Origin of the sequence: Virgibacillus phasianinus (genome assembly GCF_002216775.1) — a bacterium.
Classification (GTDB): Bacteria; Bacillota; Bacilli; order Bacillales; family Amphibacillaceae; genus Virgibacillus_F; species Virgibacillus_F phasianinus.
This window is the reverse complement of record NZ_CP022315.1, coordinates 952,992-979,079: the sequence shown is the minus strand read 5'-3', so window position 1 is coordinate 979,079 and position 26,088 is coordinate 952,992. Positions and strand designations below refer to the sequence as shown.

Annotated in this window: 17 protein-coding genes, 2 riboswitches and 2 other annotated features; of the genes, 11 read left to right on the top strand and 6 right to left on the bottom strand. The window is 41.2% G+C overall.

Going from position 1 to position 26,088, the window contains the following annotated elements; all coding sequences use genetic code 11:
* The first annotated feature begins 433 nt into the window (after positions 1-433).
* Together CFK37_RS04920 and glmS are read left to right on the top strand one after the other, a co-directional pair.
* A complete protein-coding gene (locus CFK37_RS04920) occupies positions 434-2,221 on the top strand; it encodes a S9 family peptidase (RefSeq protein ID WP_089060839.1) in 1,788 nt (595 codons plus the stop codon).
* Between the two features lie 497 nt (positions 2,222-2,718).
* Complete coding sequence (glmS, locus tag CFK37_RS04915; protein WP_089060838.1) at positions 2,719-4,521, top strand: glutamine--fructose-6-phosphate transaminase (isomerizing); 1,803 nt, start codon at positions 2,719-2,721, stop codon at positions 4,519-4,521.
* 202 nt (positions 4,522-4,723) lie between these two features.
* On the opposite strand, the gene CFK37_RS04910 is transcribed toward glmS, so the two are convergent.
* Both CFK37_RS04910 and CFK37_RS04905 read right to left on the bottom strand, forming a co-directional pair.
* On the bottom strand, positions 4,724-5,242 hold the full coding sequence (locus CFK37_RS04910) for a hypothetical protein (protein ID WP_089060837.1): 519 nt from the start codon (positions 5,240-5,242) through the stop codon (positions 4,724-4,726).
* A 198-nt stretch (positions 5,243-5,440) separates the two neighbouring features.
* Entirely contained in the window at positions 5,441-6,283 is an 843-nt protein-coding gene (locus tag CFK37_RS04905; protein ID WP_089060836.1) for an aldo/keto reductase, read from the bottom strand.
* 146 nt (positions 6,284-6,429) lie between these two features.
* On the opposite strand from CFK37_RS04905, the gene CFK37_RS04900 reads away from it, so the two are divergent.
* Positions 6,430-7,221 (top strand): ABC transporter ATP-binding protein, encoded by a 792-nt coding sequence (locus tag CFK37_RS04900; RefSeq protein WP_089060835.1) that lies wholly within the window; start codon positions 6,430-6,432, stop codon positions 7,219-7,221.
* 266 nt (positions 7,222-7,487) lie between these two features.
* Entirely contained in the window at positions 7,488-9,032 is a 1,545-nt protein-coding gene (dacB, locus tag CFK37_RS04895) for a D-alanyl-D-alanine carboxypeptidase/D-alanyl-D-alanine endopeptidase (RefSeq protein ID WP_089060834.1), read from the top strand.
* Positions 9,033-9,110: 78 nt separating this feature from the next.
* On the opposite strand, the gene metC is transcribed toward dacB, so the two are convergent.
* The 3 genes from metC to CFK37_RS04880 form a co-directional block, all read right to left on the bottom strand.
* Positions 9,111-10,292, bottom strand: coding sequence for a cystathionine beta-lyase (metC, locus tag CFK37_RS04890; protein WP_089060833.1), 1,182 nt, complete (start codon positions 10,290-10,292; stop codon positions 9,111-9,113).
* Positions 10,282-11,409, bottom strand: coding sequence for a methionine biosynthesis PLP-dependent protein (locus CFK37_RS04885; protein ID WP_089060832.1), 1,128 nt, complete (start codon positions 11,407-11,409; stop codon positions 10,282-10,284). The genes metC and CFK37_RS04885 overlap by 11 nt, the downstream gene beginning before the upstream one ends.
* Positions 11,410-11,527: 118 nt before the next feature.
* Positions 11,528-11,634: riboswitch (SAM riboswitch) on the bottom strand.
* Positions 11,635-11,647: 13 nt separating this feature from the next.
* Positions 11,648-12,697, bottom strand: a complete 1,050-nt coding sequence (locus CFK37_RS04880) for a homocysteine S-methyltransferase family protein (protein ID WP_089060831.1) — start codon at positions 12,695-12,697, stop codon at positions 11,648-11,650.
* An 82-nt stretch (positions 12,698-12,779) separates the two neighbouring features.
* Positions 12,780-12,882: riboswitch (SAM riboswitch) on the bottom strand.
* Positions 12,883-13,188: 306 nt separating this feature from the next.
* Positions 13,189-13,392: a binding site (T-box leader), on the top strand.
* Positions 13,393-13,553: 161 nt separating this feature from the next.
* Positions 13,554-13,780 (top strand) — a binding site (T-box leader).
* A 100-nt stretch (positions 13,781-13,880) separates the two neighbouring features.
* Here CFK37_RS04880 and CFK37_RS04875 point away from each other — a divergent pair.
* The 6 genes from CFK37_RS04875 (at position 13,881) to CFK37_RS04850 (ending at position 22,832) form a co-directional block, all read left to right on the top strand.
* The gene (locus CFK37_RS04875) at positions 13,881-14,957 is read left to right on the top strand and encodes a carbamoyl phosphate synthase small subunit (protein ID WP_089060830.1); all 1,077 of its coding nucleotides are present in this window, start codon (positions 13,881-13,883) and stop codon (positions 14,955-14,957) included.
* On the top strand, positions 14,941-18,186 hold the full coding sequence (gene carB, locus CFK37_RS04870) for a carbamoyl-phosphate synthase (glutamine-hydrolyzing) large subunit (protein WP_089060829.1): 3,246 nt from the start codon (positions 14,941-14,943) through the stop codon (positions 18,184-18,186). The genes CFK37_RS04875 and carB overlap by 17 nt, the downstream gene beginning before the upstream one ends.
* Positions 18,173-19,150 carry an ornithine carbamoyltransferase gene (argF, locus tag CFK37_RS04865; RefSeq protein ID WP_089060828.1) on the top strand — a complete coding sequence of 326 codons (978 nt, stop codon included), beginning with the start codon at positions 18,173-18,175 and terminating at the stop codon, positions 19,148-19,150. The genes carB and argF overlap by 14 nt, the downstream gene beginning before the upstream one ends.
* A 21-nt stretch (positions 19,151-19,171) precedes the next feature.
* Entirely contained in the window at positions 19,172-20,407 is a 1,236-nt protein-coding gene (locus CFK37_RS04860; protein WP_089060827.1) for an argininosuccinate synthase, read from the top strand.
* Positions 20,408-20,439: 32 nt separating this feature from the next.
* Positions 20,440-21,810 (top strand): argininosuccinate lyase, encoded by a 1,371-nt coding sequence (argH, locus tag CFK37_RS04855; protein WP_089060826.1) that lies wholly within the window; start codon positions 20,440-20,442, stop codon positions 21,808-21,810.
* 443 nt (positions 21,811-22,253) lie between these two features.
* Positions 22,254-22,832, top strand: coding sequence for a uracil-DNA glycosylase (locus CFK37_RS04850; RefSeq protein ID WP_089060825.1), 579 nt, complete (start codon positions 22,254-22,256; stop codon positions 22,830-22,832).
* On the opposite strand, the gene CFK37_RS04845 is transcribed toward CFK37_RS04850, so the two are convergent.
* Positions 22,829-23,557 (bottom strand): ZIP family metal transporter, encoded by a 729-nt coding sequence (locus CFK37_RS04845; RefSeq protein ID WP_089060824.1) that lies wholly within the window; start codon positions 23,555-23,557, stop codon positions 22,829-22,831. The two genes, CFK37_RS04850 and CFK37_RS04845, sit on opposite strands and share 4 nt — an antisense overlap.
* 169 nt (positions 23,558-23,726) lie before the next feature.
* Between CFK37_RS04845 and CFK37_RS04840 the strand changes: the two genes are divergently transcribed.
* Positions 23,727-25,979, top strand: coding sequence for a bifunctional 2',3'-cyclic-nucleotide 2'-phosphodiesterase/3'-nucleotidase (locus CFK37_RS04840; protein ID WP_089060823.1), 2,253 nt, complete (start codon positions 23,727-23,729; stop codon positions 25,977-25,979).
* The last annotated feature ends 109 nt before the right edge of the window (positions 25,980-26,088 follow it).

The following is a 26,088-nucleotide window of genomic DNA, read 5'->3' as shown; positions in this document are numbered from 1 at the left end:
TCTACATAAGTGCAACTAAAGATTCGCCCAAAGGCTTGGCGAACGCCAAGTTTTCTAAAAAGATCAGAAAGTATAAACCGAAATCTGTCTAGCTCCAGCGCCCAGAAGCTGCCGTCATAAGCAATGGACACTACGAACGCTAAACCCATGCGTTCTACGGCCCCTTGCTTATGCGTCCGCTTCTAAACAGGGCACTTGCGCTTTTCTAATCCTAAAGTTTGTTCACTGGCGCACTTGGGAGAATTTCATCCGGTTTCGATAATTTAATGTCGTGTCATCCATCAATACGATCCGTTCGTGAAAAATACAGTCCAAACACGGCAAAATACGAGCGAACATGCATGCAGCCCTATCGGAGTGAATAAAAATAGGTTATAATTATTGTGTGACAATTCTAAACTGTCACTACATAGAACCAATTAGGGGGCCAATCATGATACAATTTCCAAAACCGACGCTTGAACAGTTTTTCCGTACCTATGCAATTACGAACTTTGCTGTCAGTAAGGATGAACAGCGTCTGATTTTTAATGCGAATTTAAATGGCAAAATGAATTTATGGGCGATGGATTTACCGGACACATTTCCGTATCTATTTGCCCAGCAGGATCAGTCGAGCAGTTTCATTCAATTTGATCCGAATAACCATTATGTCTTATCGGGATTTGACCAGGATGGTGATGAGAATCATCAAATATACGCATTACCTCGAGAAGGTGGGTTACCTCAACCCCTTATAACCGGAAGATCCGGGGACAAGTTCTTTTTTGCCCATCTAAGCGAGGATGGAAAGCGTCTATATTACATGACATCCGCTGGAAATGAATCCTTTTTAAACACACATGTGCGAAACGTCGAGGATGGATCAGACAATCTCATTCATACGGGCCAAGGCGGGCTTACCCAATTAGCCGCTGTTTCAACAACTGAAAAAGAATTTGTCTATCTGAAGTCGTTTGCCAACACATATGTCACTGGATTTGTGAAGACAGACGACCAAGAGTACACCCTTACACCAGACCCGGAAAAAGTTCATGTAACTTTTGATCCTGTATTTGTGGATGATGCGACTATTTACTTTGTAACTGATTATGAAAGTGAGTATGGGTATGTAGCTAAATTTGACATTGTGACGAAGCAGTTCTCACCTGTAGTGGAACTGGACCATGAAAGTGTACAAACAATTAACTATAACAAAAAAGAACATGCACTCTTTATGCTAACGGAGGATGGAGTGAAGGATAATCTATATCGCTATGATTTGAAAAAAGAACATACAGAAAAACTAAACCTGCCAGTTGATGTAATCAGTCAACTTCATGTTGCGGAATCCGGTTCACTGTATGTACTCGGTATTAGTGCAACAATTCCGTCAAACATTTATCAATCAAATGATGCTATGACCTGGAAGCGGCTCACTAATAACACGGTGTTAGGAGTTGGTAAAGAGGCGATGGTTGAACCGGATGTTGTTTCCTATGAATCGTTCGATGGTATGAAAATAGAGGCGCTGCTGTTCAAGGCTAGTCCAGACAATGATAACGGTCATACCATTTTCTGGCCGCACGGTGGACCACAGGCAGCGGAACGAAAGACATTTCGTTCGATGTTTCAATGCTTCCTAAACCGCGGTTACAGTATTTTTGCACCGAACTTTCGGGGCAGCACAGGCTACGGGTCCTCTTTTGTAAAATTGGTTGAACAGGACTGGGGAGAGGGGCCAAGACTTGATTGTGTAGCAGGAATTGAATGGCTGTTTGAAAAAGGCATTACAGATCGGGATAAACTTTTCCTTGTTGGTGGCAGCTATGGCGGATATATGACATTGCTATTGCATGGTCGTCATCCCGAATATTTCAAGGCATGTGTGGACATCTTTGGACCATCAGATTTATTCACATTCGTTGGGTCAGTGCCCGAACACTGGAAGCCAATCATGGACCGGTGGATTGGTGACCCGGAGCTCGATAAAGAACGTTTTATCAAAGATTCACCCGTAACTTATTTGGAATCCATGACAAGACCCATGCTCGTCATCCAGGGAGCCAAAGACCCGCGCGTTGTTAAAGCAGAGTCTGATCAAATTGTGGCTAAGCTGCAGGAGAAGGGCCGTGACGTGGAGTATTTCGTTATGGAGGATGAAGGTCATGGTTTTTCAAAAAAGGAAAATGAAATCAATGCGTATACCCGAATGATTGACTTTTTAGATCAGCACAGATGATAAACAAAAGCAGATGAAGGTTAACAGCATTCATCTGCTTTTGATTGGTCTTCAAGGTGTTAGTAAAATCACATTTATTTAGAAGAAACATATACTTATAACAACATCCATCAAATAATCATTGACCAAACAATTCACTATCGGTTAAAATATATTGTATTGTGATTGCAAAAGTAGTCACATAGTACTATTCAGTCAAAAATAGAAAGGAGCATCGTAAAACTAAATAGCACTAAAAGCGCCTGAACTATTCACATGAGACGACAGGATGAATAGTTGACGAGGAGGAGGGTTATCGATCTTTTCGGCGGATACCTCCCGATTGCACATCTCAATCGTAATTCTTTATTCATAAAACAGCGAGGCAACTCGTTGGCCAACTGAGTAAAGCAAGATGAATCAAAACAACACGAGAAAGGGGCAGTAAAACGCCCCGATATTGAGTAACCAATACAGGTCGTTTGTCTGCCCCTTCCGTCAAGGAGGATTACACGATTATGTGTGGAATTGTAGGTTATATAGGACAAAACGATACAAAAGATATTTTATTAAATGGACTTGAAAAATTGGAATACCGCGGTTACGACTCTGCGGGAATTGCGATGTTAAATGACGACGGAATGAATCTTTTTAAAGTAAAAGGACGGATTGCAGCGCTCCGAGATCGTGTAGACGCGTCAACACATGCCACAATGGGAATTGGCCATACACGCTGGGCAACCCATGGCGTGCCAAGTGTTGAGAACGCACATCCACACCAAAGTACTTCCGGACGCTTTACAATAGTTCATAATGGGGTTATCGAAAACTACCAGGACTTAAAAAAGGGCCATTTACAAGATGTGAACTTTGTTAGTGAAACAGATACTGAGGTCATCGTTCAGCTAGTTGAGCAATTATTTAACGAATGTCAGGACACTGCTGAGGCATTTCGCCAAGCTGTAAGTCTGCTAAATGGTTCGTATGCACTTGGACTAATCGATCGTGAAGATCAAGATACCATCTATGTGGCAAAAAATAAAAGCCCATTATTGATTGGTTTAGGTGAGGGCTTTAACGTTATTGCAAGTGATGCAATGGCAACACTAAAATTAACGGACCAGTATTTAGAAATCCATGACAAAGAAATCGTACTTGTTAACCGTAACTTTGTTGAAATTCAAAAGCTAGATGGTACTGCTGTTGCTCGTAAACCTTTTACAGCCCAAATTGACGTTAGTGATACTGAAAAAGGCACTTACCCGCACTTTATGCTTAAAGAAATCGACGAACAACCATTTGTTATGCGCAGAATCATTAAGGAGTACCAGGATGAAAACAACGAATTAAAGCTCGATAATGATATCCGGGAAGCAATGAAAGCATGTGACCGCGTGTACATTATCGCATGCGGCACAAGTTACCATGCAGGATTAGTCGGCAAGAGCTTTATTGAGAAACTAGCGAACATTCCAGTAGAGGTCCACGTAGCAAGTGAATTTTCCTATAACATGCCATTGCTGTCAGAAAAACCACTATTTGTGTTTATTTCACAAAGTGGGGAAACTGCCGATAGCAGATCGGTATTAGTAAGAATTAAAGAAAAGGGATACCCAGCACTTACCATTACGAATGTGCCAGGATCCACCCTTTCTCGTGAAGCAAATTACACCTTGAACCTTTATGCAGGACCGGAAATTGCAGTAGCATCAACAAAAGCATATACAGCACAAATCGCTGTATTGGCCATACTTGCAGTGGATACGGCAAAAGCAAAAGGCCTTACAATTGACTTTGATCCGATGCAGGAACTCGCAATTGTTGCGAATGCAATGGAAGTCTTGACAGATCAAAAAGAAACAATTGAAGATCTTGCAAAAGATTATTTAGAAACAACACGAAATGCCTTCTTTATCGGGCGCAGCAGTGATTACTATGTTTGTTTAGAAGGGTCATTGAAGCTTAAGGAAATCTCCTATATTCAAGCAGAGGGATTTGCCGGCGGCGAGTTAAAGCACGGAACAATTGCTTTAATCGAAGAAGGCACACCGGTTATCGCACTCGCCACACAAAAAGACGTGAATTATGCAATCCGCAGTAACGTGCAGGAGGTAGCGGCACGTGGTGCAAACGCAATGGTAATAAGCATGCGTGGCCTTGAGCAGGACGATGATGCATTCGTATTACCGCACGTTCATGAGCTATTAACACCACTTGCAACGGTAGTACCATTGCAACTATTAGCCTACTATGCCGCATTACATCGCGACTGCGACGTAGATAAGCCACGTAATTTGGCTAAGAGTGTTACGGTAGAGTAAGGGACATGGGGACAGGAACCTTGTCCCAGCAATTGTGTGCCTTTGAAATCGTACTTTTTATAAAAAAGATGTACGTTTAAAATAAAGTTACTATTTATACAAAAGTTGCATCGTTTTGCCCCTTTGGATATGCCTTGTCCAAGGGGGCTTTTATTAGTGAAAATGAATCATAGTATTATACCAAAAATGGGCCATAAAATGTTTAAATTAATGGCCCTTGATTACGCTGACGTCGACGGATAATGTGGTTTTGTTGAGTCTGATCAGTATTCTCCTCAGGTTCAGTTGCAAAAGGTATAAATTCCTTATCATTAAAATCGGAGAGGTTACGCGTTCCCAATGACTTATATCTAAATTGAAATTCCTCTTCGAATTCGGGCATCTCCTGCTCCGAAGATGACTGTTTCATACCCGCTATCCATGCATCAAAGTTATAAGTCCCCCGATTAATGATTCCACACAAATCTTCAAGTGATTGAGTAAGCTCCATTAAACAATCCAATCCATTTCTTAAAATAAGTCCCTTTCTTTTAGCCTTTTCAATAGAGTGTTCCAATTTGTAGGATTTCTCCAGATATTGAAACTCAATAAAGCAGCTGGTGCGATCCCAATTGAAATGATAGTTTTCAATTTTTAGTTCCTTCATAACCTTCATAAGCTTTTTTTCATAAACACTTTGCTCATTATGCGGCATCCATTTTAATAGATTAATTCCGAACATATTATTCACCGTCCTTAATTATTGTCAGTAATTATTTGAAACAGTTCCCTTATACTATAGATTTCAACAAAGTGATCAAAATTCCTTTAGAAATCGTTTTACATTTATCGACCTTTTTTTTAATATAAAATGAAAAAGGCGTATCACTTAGTGCTTTAAGTGATACGCTTTATTAAGATTGAAGTATAATTTGGTGGTTTAGAACTCTTCATAAGTAACCGGATCCTGATCCTTCATTCTTCCATCCAGACGGGTTAATTGGGAAATGATACGAATTTCTCCATCATCTAGGGTGAAGTCAAAAATTGATATATTCTCAAGTTGTCGCTTGGATGATGAAGATTTAGGAATTGGAATCGCACCGAGCTGATAATGCCAGCGTAAAATAATTTGAGAAACAGATTTGCTGTGATTTTTAGCAATCTTTTGGATGGCCTGATTTTCTAAAACTTCACCAGCTCGGGATAATGGACTCCATGATTCTGTGATAACATCGTTTTCTTTGTCCCATTTTCTTTGTTGTTCCTGATTGAAAAATGGATGTAATTCCACTTGATTGATGCATGGTTTTATTCCTGTTTCACTTTCTAACCGTTCTATATGTTCCGGCAAGAAGTTACAAACACCAATAGAACGGATTAATCCCCACTTTTTGGCATCAATTAATGCTTGCCAGGCTTCTGTATAGTGATCTTGTTTAGGGTTAGGCCAATGAATAAGGTATAGGTCGTAATAATCAAGACCAGCGCGGTATAAGGATTCTTGAATGGTGTTAACGGCTAAATCATACTTATGATAGCGGCCAGGTAATTTGGAAGTGATTCTTAGTTCCTCTCTCGGAACAGTACTGCGGCGAACCGCTTCCCCAACTGCTCCTTCATTTTCATAATTATAAGCGGTATCAATTAGTCGATAACCCACATCAATTGCACTTCTTATAGCATTTGCACCATCATTCCCATTAAGTTTATACGTACCGAATCCTATAGCTGGCAAAGTAACTCCATCATTCAATGTAATTTCTGGAATTGCTTGTTTCATAACAAATCGACTCCTTTCTTCTACTATTTTTATGATACTACCCATCCGAATGAAGATTCAAATATATAAAATAAATCGTACCAATTGAAGTAAACTGAAAATTTGTTTACTATTAAACTTAATTTAGGGAATTGGGAGTGATGGATATGCTTATGCAGATGCAAGATGTTCGTTTAATACGAGACGGAAAAACAATTCTTGATGATATAAACTGGGAAGTGAATAACGGTGAGCATTGGGCAATTATTGGGATGAATGGAGCCGGAAAAACGGCGTTGTTAAACCTAGTGTGCGGCTATCTCTATCCAACAAAAGGAACAATCAGTGTGTTCGGAAAACAATTCGGCCATTATCCGCTGAATGAACTAAGAAAACAGATTGGCTGGGTTAGTCTATCGTTTTCTGAAAAGATGCAGCATCACGCTGACAACAGTGGTATCCAGATTATACTCAGTGGTAAATTTGCATCCATCGGGCTTTATGAACAGCCGAGCTGGAACGATATTGAAAAGGCTTCAGAGATCTTGGAACAACTTGGGATAGAAAGACTTAGAGAGCAATCCTACCGCAGCATGTCCCAGGGTGAAAAGCAGCGAATCCTAATTGGCAGAGCCTTGATGGCCTCACCAAAGCTGCTCATTTTAGATGAACCATGCACGGGACTTGATTTTCTGTCAAAAGAACTGCTATTATCTACCATCAATCAAATGGCTGACAAGCAGCAAACTACTATTCTTTATGTAACGCATCAACTTGATGAGATACTGCCAATTTTTACTCATTCTCTATTGCTCAGAGAAGGCCGGATTTTTTCACAGGGGTTGACGAAGAACCAATTGACTTCAGAAAATGTATCGAACTTTTGCAATACTCCTGTTCAGATTAGTCAAGAGAATAATCGCTATTTACTTGAGCTTGGATTAAAAACCGGTGTATGAAGGAAATTAAAGGAATTGCACCTTTACTGAAAGATACCTTTCATAGGTGTTGTTAAACGGGTCGTTTGTGTTTTTTGAATGAGACTTTTCAAAGATAAATAATCGATCCTGCAATGATAATGATATTAATAGTTGGGTATCATAAGCCTTATGTCCCTTTTTAATAGTTAAAAAGAATGATTTTTTACTTAAACAATTACAGATCAACTGCTGAGTGTTATAATTTACGGAAATATATGAAAATTTAAAAAGGATGTGGACATGCAATGAACCTTAAAGGCAAGTTAAATACAGTTCTCCTTGTTTTCCTCATGGTTATACTTGCAATAATGCCTTTGACAATGGAAGAAAACACATCGTTTGTGAAAGCCTCAGATGACTCAAAAACACCTACAGAATCCGCAAAAGTTGCATCCGATGAAACCGCACAATTAACTAAAAAGATCGATGAAATACTAAATGATGAACGTCTTGATGGTGCTATTGCCGGAGTGAGTATTCGAAACGCCGGTAATGGGGCGGTTCTCTATTCGCACGATAGTGATATTCGCTTGCACCCAGCCTCTAATGAGAAAATAATTACTGGTGCATCTGCACTGGATGTACTCGGACCGGATTATCGTTTTTCAACTGAAGTTTTGACTGATGGTGAAGTGAAAGGTAAGGTTCTTAAAGGAAATTTGTATTTGAAAGGGAAGGGCGACCCAACCCTCATGAAAAAAGATTTAACTCAATTTGCGAAAGAACTGAAGAAGAAAGGAATTCATAAGATTAAGGGTGATTTGATTGGCGACGATAGCTGGTTTGATGATGTCCGGTTATCTACAGATTTAAACTGGGATGATGAACCTTATTATACTGGAGCCCAGGTATCTGCATTAACCATTGCTCCGAATGATGATTATGATGCAGGAACAGTTATTGTTGAAGTGTACCCTGGGGAGGAGGCAGAAGCGAAACCTAAAATAAAGCTTGTACCAGAAACTGACTACCTAACCATTGTAAATAAAGCAAAAACAGTTGGTAAAAATGAATCGAAGGACATTTCCATTGAGCGGGAACATGGAACAAATAGAATCGTTATCGAAGGAAATATCCCTGTGGATGGCTCGCGCTCAAGGGTATGGAGATCTGTATGGGAACCAACAGGTTATGCGTTGGATGTTTTTAGAAAGTCTTTAGAAGAGCAGGGCATTCGGCTAATTGGCAACTCAAAGGTTAAAGTAGGCGTTACACCTGAAGATGCTACTGTTCTGACATCAAGAAAATCGATGCCGCTGGAGGAACTATACATTCCCTTTTTAAAGTTGAGTAATAATGGTCACGCGGAAGTGCTTGCCAAGCAAATGGGTAAATCCGTCCATGGTGAAGGAAGCTGGGATAAAGGAATTGAAGTTATGGAGGATAAGCTTGCTAAATATGGAGTAAATACGGATACGGTTATGCTTCGTGATGGCTCGGGTATGTCACATAAAAACTTAATCCCGGCAGAAGAGCTAACCAAATTTCTTTATGAAATACAGGATGAAAGCTGGTTCCCTGTATTTAAAAATGCACTGCCAGTAGCCGGCGAGCCTGAGCGACTTGTAGGGGGTACGCTTCGGGACCGCATGACAGGTGAATCGACAAAAGGTAATGTTATCGCTAAAACTGGTTCATTGACTGGTGTTAGCACACTTTCTGGATATGTTACATCGAAGGACGGCAAAAAGCTTATCTTTTCAATCATGATGAACAATTACAAAACGGGATCAATGACGGAGCTCCAAGATGAAATTGCTACTGTGTTAGCGAAACATGAGTTTGAATAAAGCGAATCAACTTTATATAGGTAACGCATCAGCCGCATTTCTTATGAAGGAATGCGGCCATTCGTTATCTCAGCGCGGTTATACTAACGTTCTTTGGTGTTCAACCACCCGTAATGCCTGATTTAGATCTGCAATTAAATCATCGACGTGTTCCAGTCCAACAGAGAGTCTAAACAATCCGTCTGTAATACCTCTTTTTAGCCTTTCTTTCTTTGGCATTGCGGCGTGAGACATTGTTGCTGGATAAGAAAGAATTGACTCGACCCCACCAAGACTAACCGCAAAAACAGGCAACCGAATTTGTTCGATAAATGTTTTAGCAGCATCTTTATCAGGTAATCTGAAAGAAAGAACAGCGCCGTTTCCTTTAGACTGCCTGGCATGGATGGAATTACCTGGATGATAGGTTAAACTAGGGTAAAACACTTCTTCAATTAATGGGTGATCATGCAAATATGATGCTAATTTTTCAGCGGAATAGGATGATTGATTTAAACGGGCACTTAAGGTTTTAATGCCTCGGATTAAATGATAAGAATCTTGTGCGCCTAAAATTGATCCAAAGGAATTTTGAATAAATGCTAATTGTTCACCAAGTTCCTCGTTCTTTGTCACCGCCAAACCGGCAATAATATCACTATGTCCAGATAAAAACTTGGTGGCACTATGAAGAACGATATCCACCCCAAGTTCAAGCGGTTTTTGGTATAGTGGTGTCATAAAGGTATTATCAAGGAAGGTATGGCACTGATTAGCTCTGGCAATTTTAACGATTCCCTCGATGTCGGTAATATTTAAACATGGATTGGATGGTGTTTCCACATAAATTACTTTTGTATTTGCCCGAATCGCCTTTGCGGTTTCATGCAGGTCGGTCATATTTACAAAGGTGTAGTCAAACTTGAATTTAGTTAATATCTCCGTCACAAAACGATACGTGCCCCCGTAAACATCTTCTGAAATTAACACATGGTCGCCAGCGGATAGTAACATAAAAGCTGATGAAATGGCCGCCATCCCAGAAGAAAAGGCTAACCCCCTAACACCACCTTCCAAATTGGCAATTGTCTGTTCCAATACTTGCCTTGTCGGATTCCCTGTACGGCTGTAATCAAATGGGCCAAAATCATCAAAGCTCTCCTGATGAAAAGTAGATGATAAATAAATAGGCACATTTACTGCACCCGTTTTCCGTTCAATGTCGACATGTGAAGAAGCATGAATTAATCTTGTTTCAAGCTGATCTTTGTCAATACTCATGTCCATAGACCTCCTGTTCAAGGGTTGAAAATACGTATTTTAAATCTGCTATCAAATCTTCGACCTGTTCAATGCCAACAGAAAAACGCAATAATCGATCATCTATTCCACGGCGCACCCTTTCCTCTTCCGGGATGTCGGCATGGGTCTGGGTGGGAGGATAAGTAATAAAACTTTCTACTCCTCCAAGACTTTCCGCAAATGTTATTAATTTAAGATTTTCTAAAAAAGGTTGAATCCATTTACTTTCCTTGAGACGGAATGAAAGCATGCCGCCCTTTCCTGGGTATAAAACGTCGCTCACCTTGGGTTCACTCAGTAAGTAGTCGGCTATATTCTTTGCATTTTCTTCGTGTTGATCCATTCGTATTGCAAGTGTTTTCAATCCCCTAATTAGCAACCAAGAATCAAGAGGAGAAAGGACTCCACCGGAAGCATTATGGTGTTCAGCCAATTTTTCGCAGATTGTTTGTCCTTTAGCAACGACTAATCCAGCCAGCACATCATTATGTCCACCGATGTATTTGGTAGCACTATGAATAACGATATCGGCTCCATGGTCCAGTGGCTGCTGCAAGTAAGGGGTCAGAAAAGTATTGTCCACAATAAGTAACAGGTTATATTTATTTGCAAGAGCTGCAAATGCTTCGATATCAATTTCCTGCATCAATGGATTGGTAGGTGTTTCAATGAATAATGCTTTCGTTTTTGAAGTAATCAACTTTTCTGTCTCACGGACATTCTTAAACTCGGAATAATTTGTTTGTATAGCATAAACATCTGAATAATGTTTAAGTAATCGATAAGTTCCTCCGTAAATGTCTTCCGGAACAATTAGCTCATCTCCTGAACGGAAAAGGGAAAGGGCTAACTGAATTGCTGCCATTCCGGAACTGCACGCATAGCCACAATCACCAACCTCCAAGTCTGCAATTCCTTGTTCCAAAATTGATCGGGTTGGATTTTTCGTGCGCGTATAGTCATATCCAGTGGATTTGCCAATTCCTTGATGCTGAAATGCTGTTGATAAATATATTGGTGGGTTTACAGCACCTGTAGTCCCATCACTTTTATTACCTAGCTGAACTAACCTTGTTTCTATATTTCCTTTTGTCATATCATTCATCCTTTTCCTTTATCATCTTATCTCGTTAGAAATACTCAGTCTTCGCCTTAAGTGAGAAAAAAGTAGGAACCTTCAAGATAAGAAGAAGGTTCCTACTAGTAACACAATCTTCTTATCTTCTAGGAAGTAATTACCTATTGGAATTAGCACCGTGGCCTAAACAGCTGGTTGCTGAGACATCACTGGGCCTGGTCCCTCAGTCTCTCTTGATAAGAATGCTTTTATAAGTTTATGCCTTTAATCGATAGTTCAAATTATGTTCCTTAAGTGTTTTGTCTTGGCCAAAAAGGAAATGTTTCTCCATATCGGGAGAGTACTTAGAGTTAATTGTTTCAACGCCTACCGCTTCTGCCACTGCTCGCAGCATTGCCGGCGATGCCCCACAGCATAAACCGAGGTAATTAATACCGATATCGTTAGCCTCTTTTGCCCACGCTGCCAGCTCATAGCGATTATGGTAAAGTGGATCAAGCGCAGTCGGAAAGGTTGTTTCTGTAGGTAAATTACAACCGCATCCTCCATCAGGTAAATTAAAGAATGTAGGGTTTTCTTCTGTTGTACGGTATGGTATAGGCAGGCCGGCTACATATCCATCGACATTTTTTCGTATTTCAGCAAGATACGGCTGCATCGTATCAGGGCCTCGAAAACAGTTCATCCCAACGACCAACGCACCTTTTTCAGAAAGTAGTTTGCAAGATTCATCAACCGTATAGCCATCCCGTAAAATGTTTTCTCCCATTAACCCGAGCGTAATGACTGCAGGCAGATTCTGTTTGCGGATTTCCTCAAACGCTATAAGAGCTTCTTCGTGGTAATAAAATGTTTCCCCATTCACGAAGTCAACCTCCTCTTCTTTGCACCATTTCACCATTTCCGCAAATATATTTCTTACTCTGGCCCTTGATTCAGAATCTTCGGGATCAAAAATATTCGTATTTGATATATTCCCGGCCACTAATGCTTCTTCTTTCGGATGTTCCTTGGCAACTTCTTTTGCTAGCCGGATGGCACTTCGATTTAATGGCTCTAGTAACTCCTCCTTGCCAATTATCCGCATTTTTTCCCTGTGGGCATTATACGTGAAAGCTAATACGACATCCGAACCAGCATTCATATAGTCCCTGTATGCTTGTTTAAGTGCCTGGGGGTTATCCAGTGCTATTTCCGGTACAAAAGAGCCAGCCTGCAAATAACCCCTTCGCTCCAGTTCAAATAAATAACCTTCCCCAGCAATCACAGTCCCTTCTTTTAAACGTTCTTCCAAACTACGCTTCATTTCTTTTCCTCCTCTTTTACATGCAAAATAAAAAACCTCTTCTTTCTATAAGAAGAGGTTTACATGCCGTGGCTAGGTTCTCTTCTTATCTTCAAGCATTACGCTTCTGGAATTGGCACAGTACTTTAAATAAGCCTGTTGCCGAGGTATCAAAGGGCCAGTCCCTCCACCTCTCTGGATAAGAAAAATTTCATATTCAATTTAGATGTTACTAAATACAATATCCATGTTCACCTCGAAAGTCAAGATAATTTTTTTAAATTTAGTCAATTGAATGAATTCCCATTGAATGAATTTAATATATAAGAAAAGCGCAAGCGCCCGTAGAACGCATGGGTTTAGCGTTCGAAGTGTCCATTGCTTATGACGGCAGCTTCTGGGTGCTGGAGATAGACATATTTCGGTTTATACTTTCTGATCTTTAAATAAAAACAAATTTCAACTTTCCCTGTTGACTTAATTTAATAATTCTGTATAATGAAGAGAAATTAACAAATTCGATGAGAAAAAGAGTAGTTGCAAAGGTCAGCTAAAGCGAGCCGGGTTGGTGAAAGCCGGTGCAGGACATGTAACGAACCGCGTTTTTGAGATGTCGGTTAAACCCGATCGGATGGCCTCCGTTAACAGCGTCAAGCCGATTCCGCAGTTGCGGAATAATTAGAGTGGTACCGCGGATGTAAACGTTCGTCTCTTATTTAGATAGAGATGAAGGTTTTTTTTTATTTTACACTTTAAGAAATCTTTATCGGTATAAAGTATAAAAAAATCTAAGGCTTTCGCCATTAGTTCTTGGCGACAAGCCAAGATTTTCTAATAAAAGTCTCTTCTAAAGAAGCATATAGAACCATAATGTATATATAAGTCGATGATAAAGAGAGTAATTGCATGTAACTGCAGAAGCGAGCCGGGGTGGTGGAAGCCGGTGCAGACATGTAATGAACCGCACTTTTGAGATAGTTGCCTGAACAAGTGTAAAACTTTAGTAAGGCAAACCGGGCCGTCCCCGTTAACAGCCTCAAGCCGATTCCGCGGATGCGGAATAACTAGAGTGGTACCGCGGATGTATAAACGTTCGTCTCTTATTTAATTCGTTAAATAGAGATGGGCGTTTTTTATATGCAAATAGTTTCGTGAGTTAGAGTATTAGTTAGCTAAAGTAAATAAATCAAAAGGGGGACTTTTAATGGACACGGGTTATTTAATTTTGGAGACAGGGGATGTTTTTGAGGGAACGATGGTAGGGAAAAATGTCTCGTCAACCGGAGAAGTGGTCTTTAATACAAGCATGACCGGATACCAGGAAATTATGACGGATCCCTCTTACACAGGACAAATCATTACATTCTGTTATCCACTTATCGGAAATTATGGAATCAACCATTTTGATAATGAAAGTATTGGTCTCCACCTGTCTGGAGCTGTTATCAGTGATCTTTGCACAACACCAAGTCACTATTTGGCAATAAAATCATTTGCTGAACATCTTGCAAACGAAGGTATTCCTTGCCTGGCAGGTGTTGATACCAGGGCGATTGTGAAGAAGATACGCAAAAACGGCACAATGAAAGGTGTCATCTCGAAAACGCCTAGCAAGCATGTGCCGATAGGCCAGGACAATTTGCTGGTTAAAAAGGTTTCGACACACAGTGTGCAACAATACGAGGGATCAGGTCCGCACATTGTTTTAGTGGATTATGGGTACAAAAAGTCTATGCTTGAGGCATTGCTTAAAGTGGGCTGTAAAGTATCCGTTGTTCCTTATTCAACAACGTTCGAGGAAATGCAATCCTTGAAGCCGGAGGGCGTTATGTTTAGTAACGGCCCAGGTGATCCGATGATGGTTTCATCCATGTTCCAAGAAGTGAAAAAAATAACAGAGAACTTCCCGTCGCTTGGAATATGTTTAGGCCATCAAATCATTGCTTTAGCCTATGGTGCAAAAACAAGCAAACTGCTTTTTGGTCACCGTGGTGGAAATCACCCGGTTAAGGAAATTGAAAGTGGCAAGGTTTGGATGACGCCGCAGAATCATGGATATGTAGTAACAGAAGACAGTATTAACCATGAAATATTCGGCGTAACATACCGAAATATCAATGATCAGTCGATAGAAGGATTAAAGCATAAAAAACTGCCAATTGTGACGGTTCAATTTCATCCAGAATCACATCCCGGACCTTCTGATACGGAACATATTTTCAAAGAATTTCTAGCCACTGTTGGAAAGGCAGGTGACCTAAAATATGCCACTACGAAATGATATTAAAAAAGTGTTAGTGATAGGATCAGGACCAATTGTGATCGGGCAAGCGGCAGAATTCGATTACGCAGGAACACAAAGCTGTCTCGCCTTAAAAGAAGAAAACATCGAGGTCATCTTAATCAATAATAACCCCGCAACAATCATGACCGATGAGAAAATTGCTGACAAAATTTATCTGGAACCACTCACCGTTGAAACGATTGAAAAGATTATTAAGAAGGAGAAGCCTGATGGGGTTATTGGAACGCTTGGTGGACAAACGGGTTTAAATCTGGCGGTCGAATTGGATGCAAAAAATATCCTGCTAAAATATGATGTTGAGCTATTAGGAACTTCCATCGAATCCATTCAAGGTGGAGAGGACAGGGAAAAGTTCCGGCAATTAATGATTGATATTGATGAACCGATTTCGGAATCAAAAATCATTCACACTTTTGAGGAAGGGCATCAATTTGTTCAGGAGATTGGATTTCCGGTTATTATCAGGCCGGCATATACACTTGGAGGATCTGGTGGAGGATTCGCCGCTAACGAAGCAGAGTTAGAAGTAGTTCTTAACAATGGCCTGACTTCAAGTCCTATTCATCAAGTATTAATTGAAAAAAGCATAAAGGGCTGGAAGGAAATCGAGTATGAAGTGATGCGGGATGCCAATGATACATGCCTGATTGTGTGCAATATGGAGAATATTGATCCAGTAGGTGTTCATACTGGTGACTCAATGGTTGTCGCACCATCGCAAACATTATCGGATGTCAACTATCAGGTGCTCCGAAACGCATCATTAAAAATTATCCGGGCCTTAAAGATTGTTGGCGGCTGCAATATTCAATTCGCGTTTGACCCGCATTCCGAACAATATGTGATTATTGAGGTTAACCCGAGGGTGAGTCGTTCTTCCGCTCTCGCCTCAAAGGCCACTGGTTATCCAATTGCGGGGATCGCTACGAAATGTGCAGTTGGATACCATTTGGATGAAATCATCAATCCGATTACCGGAACAACATATGCATCCTTTGAACCGGCGCTTGATTATGTAGTTGTCAAATTGCCACGGTTTCCATTTGATAAGTTTACGGATGCAGACCGCACATTAGGAACACAGATGAAGGCGACCGGTGAAGTGATGGCAATTGACCGGACGTTTGAAGGCGCACTAAACAAAGGGATTCGGTCACTAGAATGTGGTCTTTCAAGTCTCTGTTTGCCCGCATTTAGGAAGGCAGACAAAGAAGTGCTAATTGATCATATGGAAAATGCAACAGATTTACGATTATTTGCTATCGCAGAAATGTTTCGAAGCGGGATGACGATTGAAGAGGCAAACAACTTTACAGCGATTGATCCATGGTTTTTACAAAAGATAAAGGGGATTGTCGAACTTGAACAGCAATTAGCAGCGTTTAAGTGGGAAGATGTTCCCGTCACTTTAGTAAAACAGGCAAAGCAAATAAACATTAGTGACGAATGGTTTACAGAAACCTACCAGATTCAGGCGAAGGATGTTCGGCAAAAATGGAAGGAATTAGGATTGAAGCCGGGATACAAATTAGTTGATACCTGTGCTGCTGAATTTGAAGCACAGACACCCTATTTCTATTCAACCTGGACCGGGGAAGATGAGGCAGAAGTTAGTGAGAATCAAAAAATACTCGTAATAGGTTCTGGACCAATCCGTATTGGTCAAGGTATAGAGTTTGACTACTGTTCAGTCCAAGCTGCTTTGGCCGTAAAGAACATGGGTTATGAAGCAATTGTCATGAACAATAATCCAGAAACGGTCAGTACAGATTACTCCGTAGCGGATCGTCTCTATTTTGAACCATTGGCTCTGGAGGATATCTTAAATGTTGCGGAAAAAGAAAAGGTTGCTGGTGCACTGATTCAGTTCGGCGGGCAAACTGCTATTAATCTAGCTAAGGGATTGGAAGAAGAGGGGATTACTATTCTCGGGACCTCCACAGAGGCCATCGATCAATTAGAGGACCGGCAGCACTTTTACGATACTTTAAAAGAATTAAATATTCCACACATCGAAGGGGAGACAGCTAATAACGCCGATCAATTGCAGGAAGCGGCTAATCGTCTGGGCTTTCCGATACTTGTTAGACCTTCCTATGTGATAGGTGGTCAATCGATGTTCATTTTCTACAATTCACATGAATTGGAACGCCACCTAAATATGGATGACCATCAATCATGGCCGTTATTGGTTGACAGGTATATGCCAGGAATCGAATGTGAAATTGATGCTATTAGTGATGGTAAACAAGTATTGATTCCCGGCATTTTTGAACATATCGAAAAGGCTGGCGTCCATTCCGGTGATAGTACAGCTATTTTTCCGCCGCTTTCATTATCGGAAGACATTAAATCTGTCATTGTAGATTATACGAACAGGATCTGCACTTCCTTACAGATTAGTGGGTTAATGAATATTCAGTTCGTGATTACGGAAGAAACAGTCTATGTGTTGGAGGTTAACCCAAGATCGTCTCGGACGGTTCCTATTATCAGTAAGGTAACAGGGGTACCAATGGTCGAAACAGCCGTCAATGTTCAGCTTGGCAAAGGCATAGAACAACAGGGAAAAGAATCGGGACTTTTACCAGAACCATCCTTTTATTCAGTAAAGGCACCAATCTTTTCTGCAACCAAATTGAAGAATGTGGACTTTGTATTGGGGCCGGAAATGAAATCAACGGGAGAACTATTGGGAATCGGCGCTTCTGCTGACGCAGCACTCGAGAAGGCGATATTTTCTCAAGGGGAAAACATTTTACATTTCACGGAAGATAAGCCTATTATTCTTTGCGCTATGTCTGACAGGGAAAAAGGGGAGAGCATAGAGGTTGTAAAAACATTAACAAATAGGGGTTTTCAAATAGGAGCAACACCTGAAACGGCAGCTTTTTATCAAAAGCATGAAATACCTATATCTCATATTATTGGAGAACTGGATTCCATAAAGAAATTACTAGCCAGCAACCAGGTAGCGGCTATCCTGAATGGACCGACGCAGGGGCGTAATCAAGGTTCGTTTGGCTTTGGGCTAAGGGAGCTTGCCGTTCAATACCATGTACCATTGTTTACTTGTCTAGACACGGTAAAAGCTGCAGTGAAACTCCCTGAAAAGGCGAGCCAGAAGACCGTGTTAACACTTTCGGAATATCGAAAAACACAAGCAACTATTAATAAGGGGAGTGAAAACTATGTTAAAAGTTAAAAGTGACAATCAAGTAAAGCAGGGTCCATTTGAATTAAAAGGAAAAGATTTTATCAAAATGGCTGATTTTGAACCAAATGACATTTTCTTTCTCTTGGACCAGGCGCTTGAAATGAAAAACCTGCAAAAAAAGGGAATTCCACATCCGTATTTAAGCGGTAAAGTGTTAGGCATGATTTTTGAGAAATCGTCAACCCGAACAAGGGTATCTTTTGAAGTAGGGATGCTGCAGCTCGGTGGGCAGGCAATTTTCTTGAGTTCAAATGATATCCAGCTTGGCCGCGGGGAATCGATTGAAGATACAGCAAAAGTTCTGTCCCGCTATGTTGACGGATTAATGGTTCGAACATTTGCCCACGATTCAATTGAACAGTTCGCACAGGCGGCTGACATTCCGGTTATTAATGGTCTTACGGATTTACACCATCCGACACAGGTTTTGGCGGATTTATTAACCATTTATGAACATAAGGGAACGTTGACTGGATTAAAGATGTGCTATATCGGCGACGGTAACAACAATATGTGCCACTCTTTGCTAGAAGGCGCAGCAAGTGTTGGGATGCATTTATCGGTTGCCAGTCCAAACGGTTATGAACCAAATCTGTCTATTATGGGCAAGGCTAAGCAAATTGGTAAATCGACAGGGAGTAATGTGATTTATACGGAGTCACCAGAGGAAGCCATTAAGCAAGCTGATATTGTTGTAACTGATGTTTGGACCAGTATGGGGCAAGAAGAGGAACAGAAAAGGCGTTTTGATGCATTCGAATCCTATCAGGTAAATGCCGACCTCTGTTCCCATGCTAAGCAAGACTTTATCTTCCTTCATTGTTTACCGGCACACCGCGGAGAAGAAGTGACAGCGGAAATCATTGACGGCCCGCATTCAGTCGTTTTTGATGAAGCGGAAAATCGGTTACATGCGCAGAAAGCCATACTAAAAAGCTTAATGAAATATTAATTTCAAAAGGAGAGGATACACATGGCAAAAGATAAAATTGTATTAGCATATTCAGGTGGGTTAGACACATCTGTATCAATAAAATGGATCCAGGAAAAGTATGATTATGATGTGATTGCTTTAGGTTTAAATGTTGGAGAGGGAAAAGATCTGCAGGAAATCAAACAAAAGGCATTGGATGTAGGTGCCATTAAATCGATTGCCATTGATGCAAAGGAGCTGCTGGCACAGGACTATATTTTGCCAGCATTGAAAGCAAATGCCCTATATGAAGGGAAATACCCGATATCTTCCGCATTATCACGTCCATTAATAGCAAAGTTATTAGTCGATGTGGCTGAACAGGAAGGGGCTGTTGCAGTTGCCCACGGTTGTACTGGTAAAGGCAATGACCAAGTACGTTTTGAGGTTTCTATTCAAGCGCTGAATCCAAATTTAAAAGTAGTTGCACCTGTTCGTGAATGGGGCATGACGAGGGATGAAGAGATCGCTTATGCAACAAAGAAAGGGATTCCTGTGCCAGTAAACCTTGATAACCCTTTTTCAATAGATGCAAACATTTGGGGCAGGGCGTGCGAAGCTGGGGTGTTGGAAAACCCGTGGGAGGAAGCACCAGAAGCAGCCTTTGACTGGACAAATCCAATCAATCTTACACCTGATGAACCGGAGTATGTAGATATAACATTTGATCAGGGTGTCCCTGCTGCATTGAATGATGAAGAAATACCGCTAGTGGAATTAATTGAAAAACTAAATGAACAGGGCGGCATCCATGGAGTCGGCCGGATTGATCATATTGAAAACCGTCTAGTTGGCATTAAATCAAGAGAAGTATACGAAAATCCGGGCGCGCTTATTTTGATTAACGCCCATAAAGAGCTGGAATTTCTAACATTAGCGCGTGAGGTCTTACAGTTTAAAACAACTGTGGATCAGCAAATGTCCAAAATTATTTATGATGGCCTTTGGTATTCACCAATAAGACCTGCGCTTGATGCTTTCATTAATGAAACACAAAAGGTCGTTTCTGGGAAAGTACGAGTTAAACTTCATAAAGGTTCGCATGTTGTGGTTGGCCGTCAGTCAGCTAATAGTCTTTATAACGAGGAACTAGCAACCTATGCAAAAGGTGACGCATTCGACCATAATGCCGCGGTTGGATTTATTAACTTATGGGGGCTTTCAACAAAAGTGTACGCAGAAGTCCATAAGACAAAAGATGATTCTAAGGTAAGCGAACCTTTAGATATAAAATAAAGGAGAAAATCTAACGATCAGGAGGGGAAATTGTGGCAAAACTTTGGGGTGGACGATTCACAAAAGAAACAAATAAACTTGTTGATGAATTTACAGCATCTATCTCATTTGATCAGAAACTGGCAGATCAGGATATCCAGGGCAGCCTTGCCCACGTCCAAATGCTCGGTGAATGTGGCATTATTACACCTGAAGAGGCGGAAACAATTCAGACTGGGCTAAAAACGATTCAGGAGAAGCTTGAAAAAGGCAAAGTTGACTTTTTGGTTGAACATGAAGACATTCATATGAATCTTGAAAAGCTGTTAATTGATGAGATTGGCCCGGTCGGTGGAAAGCTCCATACCGGCCGCAGCCGAAATGACCAAGTGGCAACAGACATGCATCTGTATCTTCGTACAAAAACGAAGGGTATCATTGAATTAATGAAACTGGTTCAGTCAGCTATTATCAGCCAGGCAAAAGAAAATATTAATACCATCCTACCTGGTTATACACATTTGCAACGAGCCCAGCCTGTGTCATTTGCCCATCATTTATTAGCATATTTTTGGATGTTTGAGAGAGATAAGGAAAGATTACAGGATAGCTTGAAGCGGATTAATATGCTGCCTTTAGGTGCCGGGGCACTGGCTGGAACAACTTTCCCAATTGACCGGGACCGTGTTGCTGAACTTCTGGAGTTTGATGATGTATATCCGAATAGTATGGACGCTGTGAGTGACCGTGACTTTATTCTTGAATTTTTGTCTACTGCATCGATATTAATGGTCCATCTTTCAAGACTATCCGAAGAACTGGTAATCTGGAGCAGTCAGGAGTTTCAGTTTATTGAACTTGATGATTCCTTTAGTACTGGTTCCAGCATTATGCCGCAAAAGAAAAATCCGGATGTTCCTGAATTATTAAGGGGAAAGACAGGGCGTGTATTTGGTGATCTAGTTGGTCTCTTAACCGTGTTGAAGGGCTTACCTTTAGCTTACAATAAAGATCTACAGGAAGATAAAGAGGGCATGTTCGATACCGTCGATACATTAGAGGGTTCACTGACACTTTTAGCTCCGATGCTGGAAACGATGGTAGTGAATGATAAAAAGATGCGCAAGGCTGTAACACAGGATTATTCGAATGCGACTGATATTGCGGATTATTTGGCTGGAAAAGGCATGCCGTTTCGACAGGCGCATGAAGTAATTGGAAAAATGGTCATCTATGCGATTGAAAAAGGGAAGTATTTATTGGATTTGGATATGAGCGAATATCAAACATTTAGCGCTTTGTTTGAAGAGGACGTTTATGACTTTCTAGAACCAGACCATGTAGTGGGAGCAAGAACAAGCAAGGGTGGAACGTCGCCCGAGCAAATTGAACAGCAACTGGAACTTGCACAGGAAAAGTTATAGTTACTAAACTTTGGACCTAGACCGTTTGATTGGAAGGCACTGAAAAAGTGGCGAATTTAAAAATTTAGCTATTCATCTTAACTTAGCATTTTGAATATACAGAGACTCCTTGAAAAAGAAACCCGCTTTTTCTGCGTGCGATGTTTCTCAAGGGAGCTTTCCTTGTCCTGCGGGAAGTGAGAGATCGACGAGACCCCGCAGCACGGCGTTAATGAAGTCCGAATAAAACCGCCCTTTGCGGGCAACGTCGGCTACCCCTTGCCGGGGCAAGGAGGCTCGTCACTCGCCCTAAGGTGCGCGATGTATATTCAAGATGCGGTGATAGATCCATCTATTTTGTACTACATTTACCTTTTTCAGTGGCCTTTTTGATTATGGTGTAGGTCCCTTCATTATTTTGTCTAAAGTGGGCATATTAACTGGAAAATAAGGAGGTAATCGTTTTGACAGATTTTTGTCCAGTTTCATGGCCTGAAGAGCCTACACCTGATGATTGGAAGGCATGCAAAGAATGTGGCCTTTACGAGCATGGGTCAAGGATGGTTTGGGGCGAAGGGAATCCGGAAGCACCCATCATGGTTGTCCTTGATAATCCCGGGTTACGTGAAGATCGCGAAGGAAATCAATTTGTCTGTGGGACTAGGCAGACATTGCAAAAGGTAGCTAATGATGTTGGCTTAAACATGGATGACCTGTATGTCACCTATATTTTAAAAAGAAAGCCAACCCGTGCTTATGAAAAAGAACAGGCTCGCACAGTCTGTATGCTTCATCTCAAGGATCAGCTTCAGGCTAAGCAACCTGAGTTGGTTATTTGCCTTGGAAATGTTGCAGTACAATCCTTTTTTCATGATTCTGACGTTGATGTAAAATCATTACGCGGCTCTGTTCATGATGTACATGGATATCAGACAATGGTGGCTTACCACCCATTAGCGGTTCGGCGCCGGCCCAATCTATGGAATTTATTTTTGGAAGACTGGACAAATGCTGCCAATCAATATCATGAAAATGATAATTAAATGTGGCTCAGGATTAATGTAATAAAGATTCCAACGGCCGTAATAAATCCGACAGCTGGACCACCTTCTTTATACGCTTCCGGCATCATTGTTGAAGCAACCATTGCTATGATTCCTCCACCTGCAAATGCGCTAATAATGGCCTTCACGCTGTTAGATGCATCTCCCAGAAGGGCAATTCCTGCTAACGAACTTAACGCTGAAAATAAAATAACTACGATCCACATGGTAAAAATCCTCACTCTTGAGTACCCATCTTTTTCAAGACCGACCGTACTTGACAACCCCTCTGGGAAATTACTGATGAAAATGGCAATCACAAGTGACATGCCAATTGAATGCCCGCCAATTAGACTGACACCAATCATCGCCGATTCAGGGATGGCGTCCATGACCGTCCCTATAAAAATAGCCAGTCCGGAACCTCCTTGTTCACCACTGCCTTCAGATTGTTTCCGTTTATGTCCCCCATATTTTGAAATTAGATAATCGAAAATAGTAAATATTAGTGCACCACCCAGAAAACCAATAGCTGCTTCCTTGAATCCAGCTTGTTCAACGGCTCCGCCGAGCAGTTCATATGTAGTTGCCCCAATCAATGCTCCTGTTCCAAGGGCCATAATATATCCAATAATCTTCTTTTTAATTGGAAAGAAAATAACTGCTAATGCCCCCAACAAGGAAGCTGAACCAGCTACACCACCCCATAAGACAGCACTCCACATGTTGATAACCTCCTTTTCCATATTACTTTCTTATACTATACCCAACCTAAATGGAATGAATCGTACAGAAGTTAAGCTGGTACATTTGACCCTGGTCAATAAGACTATTCCAAAATATCTAGTAATCCCGTAACCTAATAAGTGACAAAACTTTGAAAGGGGTTACACTATGAATAGAGGGAAAGTTGGTAAAATTTCTTTCATGCTCCTGGTCGCGTTGGTTATGGTTGTCCCATTTAGCGGCAGCACCACTAACGCGGAAACAACTGACAGCAGCATAGTCAACATGAGACTTATGGAAACGACAGATATTCATGTACATTTAGTAAATTATAATTATTATCAGGACAAGCCTACCAATGAATTCGGGTTGGCAATGACGGCAACACTAATCAAGCAGGCTCGCAGTGATGCTACAAACTCAATGTTATTTGACAATGGTGACTTGCTGCAAGGGAACCCGCTTGGCGACTATGTTGCTAAGAATGGACTGGAAGAAGGAGAAGTTCATCCAGTCTATAAGGCTATGAATCTATTGAACTATGACACAGGAAATATCGGGAATCATGAATTCAACTATGGCATCGATTATTTAAAAGAAGCGACAGACGATGCAAACTTCCCATACATCAATGCTAATGTATATTATGATGATGGGGATAATGATCCTACTAATGATGAGAACTTTTTTGAACCATATAAAATTCTGCACAAACAGGTAGAGGATACGAATGGCAATACTCAAACGGTTGATGTTGGTGTAATTGGTTTTGTTCCGCCGCAAATCATGCAATGGGATAAAGCTAATCTTGACGGTAAAGTCAAAACAAAAGGCATTTATGAAACTGCCAAGAAGTATGTACCAATCATGAAAGAAGAAGGTGCTGATATAATTGTAGCGGTACCGCATTCTGGACTTGGGTCAGTAGAACTACAGGAACGTGAGGAAAACGCTACCTATAATCTTACAGAGGTAGAAGGCATCGATGCTATCATGTTCGGTCATGCTCATGAAGTTTTTCCAAGCGAAACATTTGCCGGAATCCCTGGTGTTGATTTGGAGAAGGGAACCATCAATGGTGTTCCATCTGTCGAAGCAGGTTTCTGGGGGGACCACTTAGGAATCATTGATTTGAAACTTGAAAAAGACGGTGAAGGTTGGAACATTATCGATTCCAGCGCCGATGTAAGGGCAATTCATGATGAAAATGGAAACGCATTAGTGGAACCGGATCAGGAAATTCTTGACGCTGTTGCGGAAGACCATCAAGCAACACTCGATTACATTCGTTCCGAAGTCGGTGAAACTACTGCACCAATTTACAGTTATTTTGCATTAGTGAAAGATGATCCATCGGTACAAATCGTTTCGAATGCACAAAAGTGGTATACAGAGCAGGCGGTAGCAGGAACAGAATATGAGGGATTACCGGTTTTGTCTGCAGCCGCACCGTTTAAAGCTGGAGGCAGAGGCGGAGCAAATTACTATACGTATATTCCAGAAGGCCCAATTGCGATTAAAAACGTGGCTGATCTATACGTTTATCCGAATACCTTAAAAGTTGTAAAACTATCAGGGGAACAAATTCGTGAATGGCTGGAAATGTCTGCAGGGCAGTTTAACCAAATTGACCCGAACGCTTCTGGCCAGCAGTCTTTGGTTGATCTTGACTTTCCAACTTATAACTTTGATGTGATTGATGGAGTTACGTACAATGTTGATGTAACCGCGCCATCCCGTTACAGTAACGATGGCGAGCTAATCAATCCTGATGCACAGCGGATTGTGAACCTGCAATACAACGGTGAGCCAGTGCAGGATGATCAGGAGTTTCTTGTAGCTACAAATAATTACCGAGCAAGTGGGGGCGGCAATTTCCCTAATTTAGATGGAAGTCAAATTGTTCTTTCTCCACAAATACAGAATAGACAGGCAGTGATTCAGTATATTCAGGACAATGGAACGATTGATCCATCGGCAGACGGCAACTGGTCTTTTGCAGCGGTTGACGGTAACCCTGAACTGACATTCCAGTCATCTGTTGATGCACAGCAGTTCATCCAGCCTGATGGGAATATCACTTATCTTGGCGTGGGAACAGAAGGTTTTGCCAAGTATGGGCTTGACCTATCCGGGACAGAGGAACCTGAGCCGGAACCTGTTACACTTGCATCTCTCAAGCAGGATGTAGCTGATTTTATAGAAGCGGATAAAATTGACCATCCACTTGCTGTTCAGCTTACAAATAAACTGAATCAGGTGGAGCATCAATTAGAAAAAGGCCATGATAAGCAAGCGATGAAGAAAATGGACGGATTCCTGAAGCACTTGAACAATAAAGCAATGAATAAATTCATCGCTGCAGATGCAAAAGAAACATTAAACAATACAGCGGAAGAACTAATGAACAATTGGAAATAAAGTAATACCAAAAACACACGCCAACGATTACACTTAACGTATCGAGCGTGTGTTTTTTGAAATTATTGGGGGACAGTCCCCCATCGCTCTAATTCGCTAAAGCGACGGG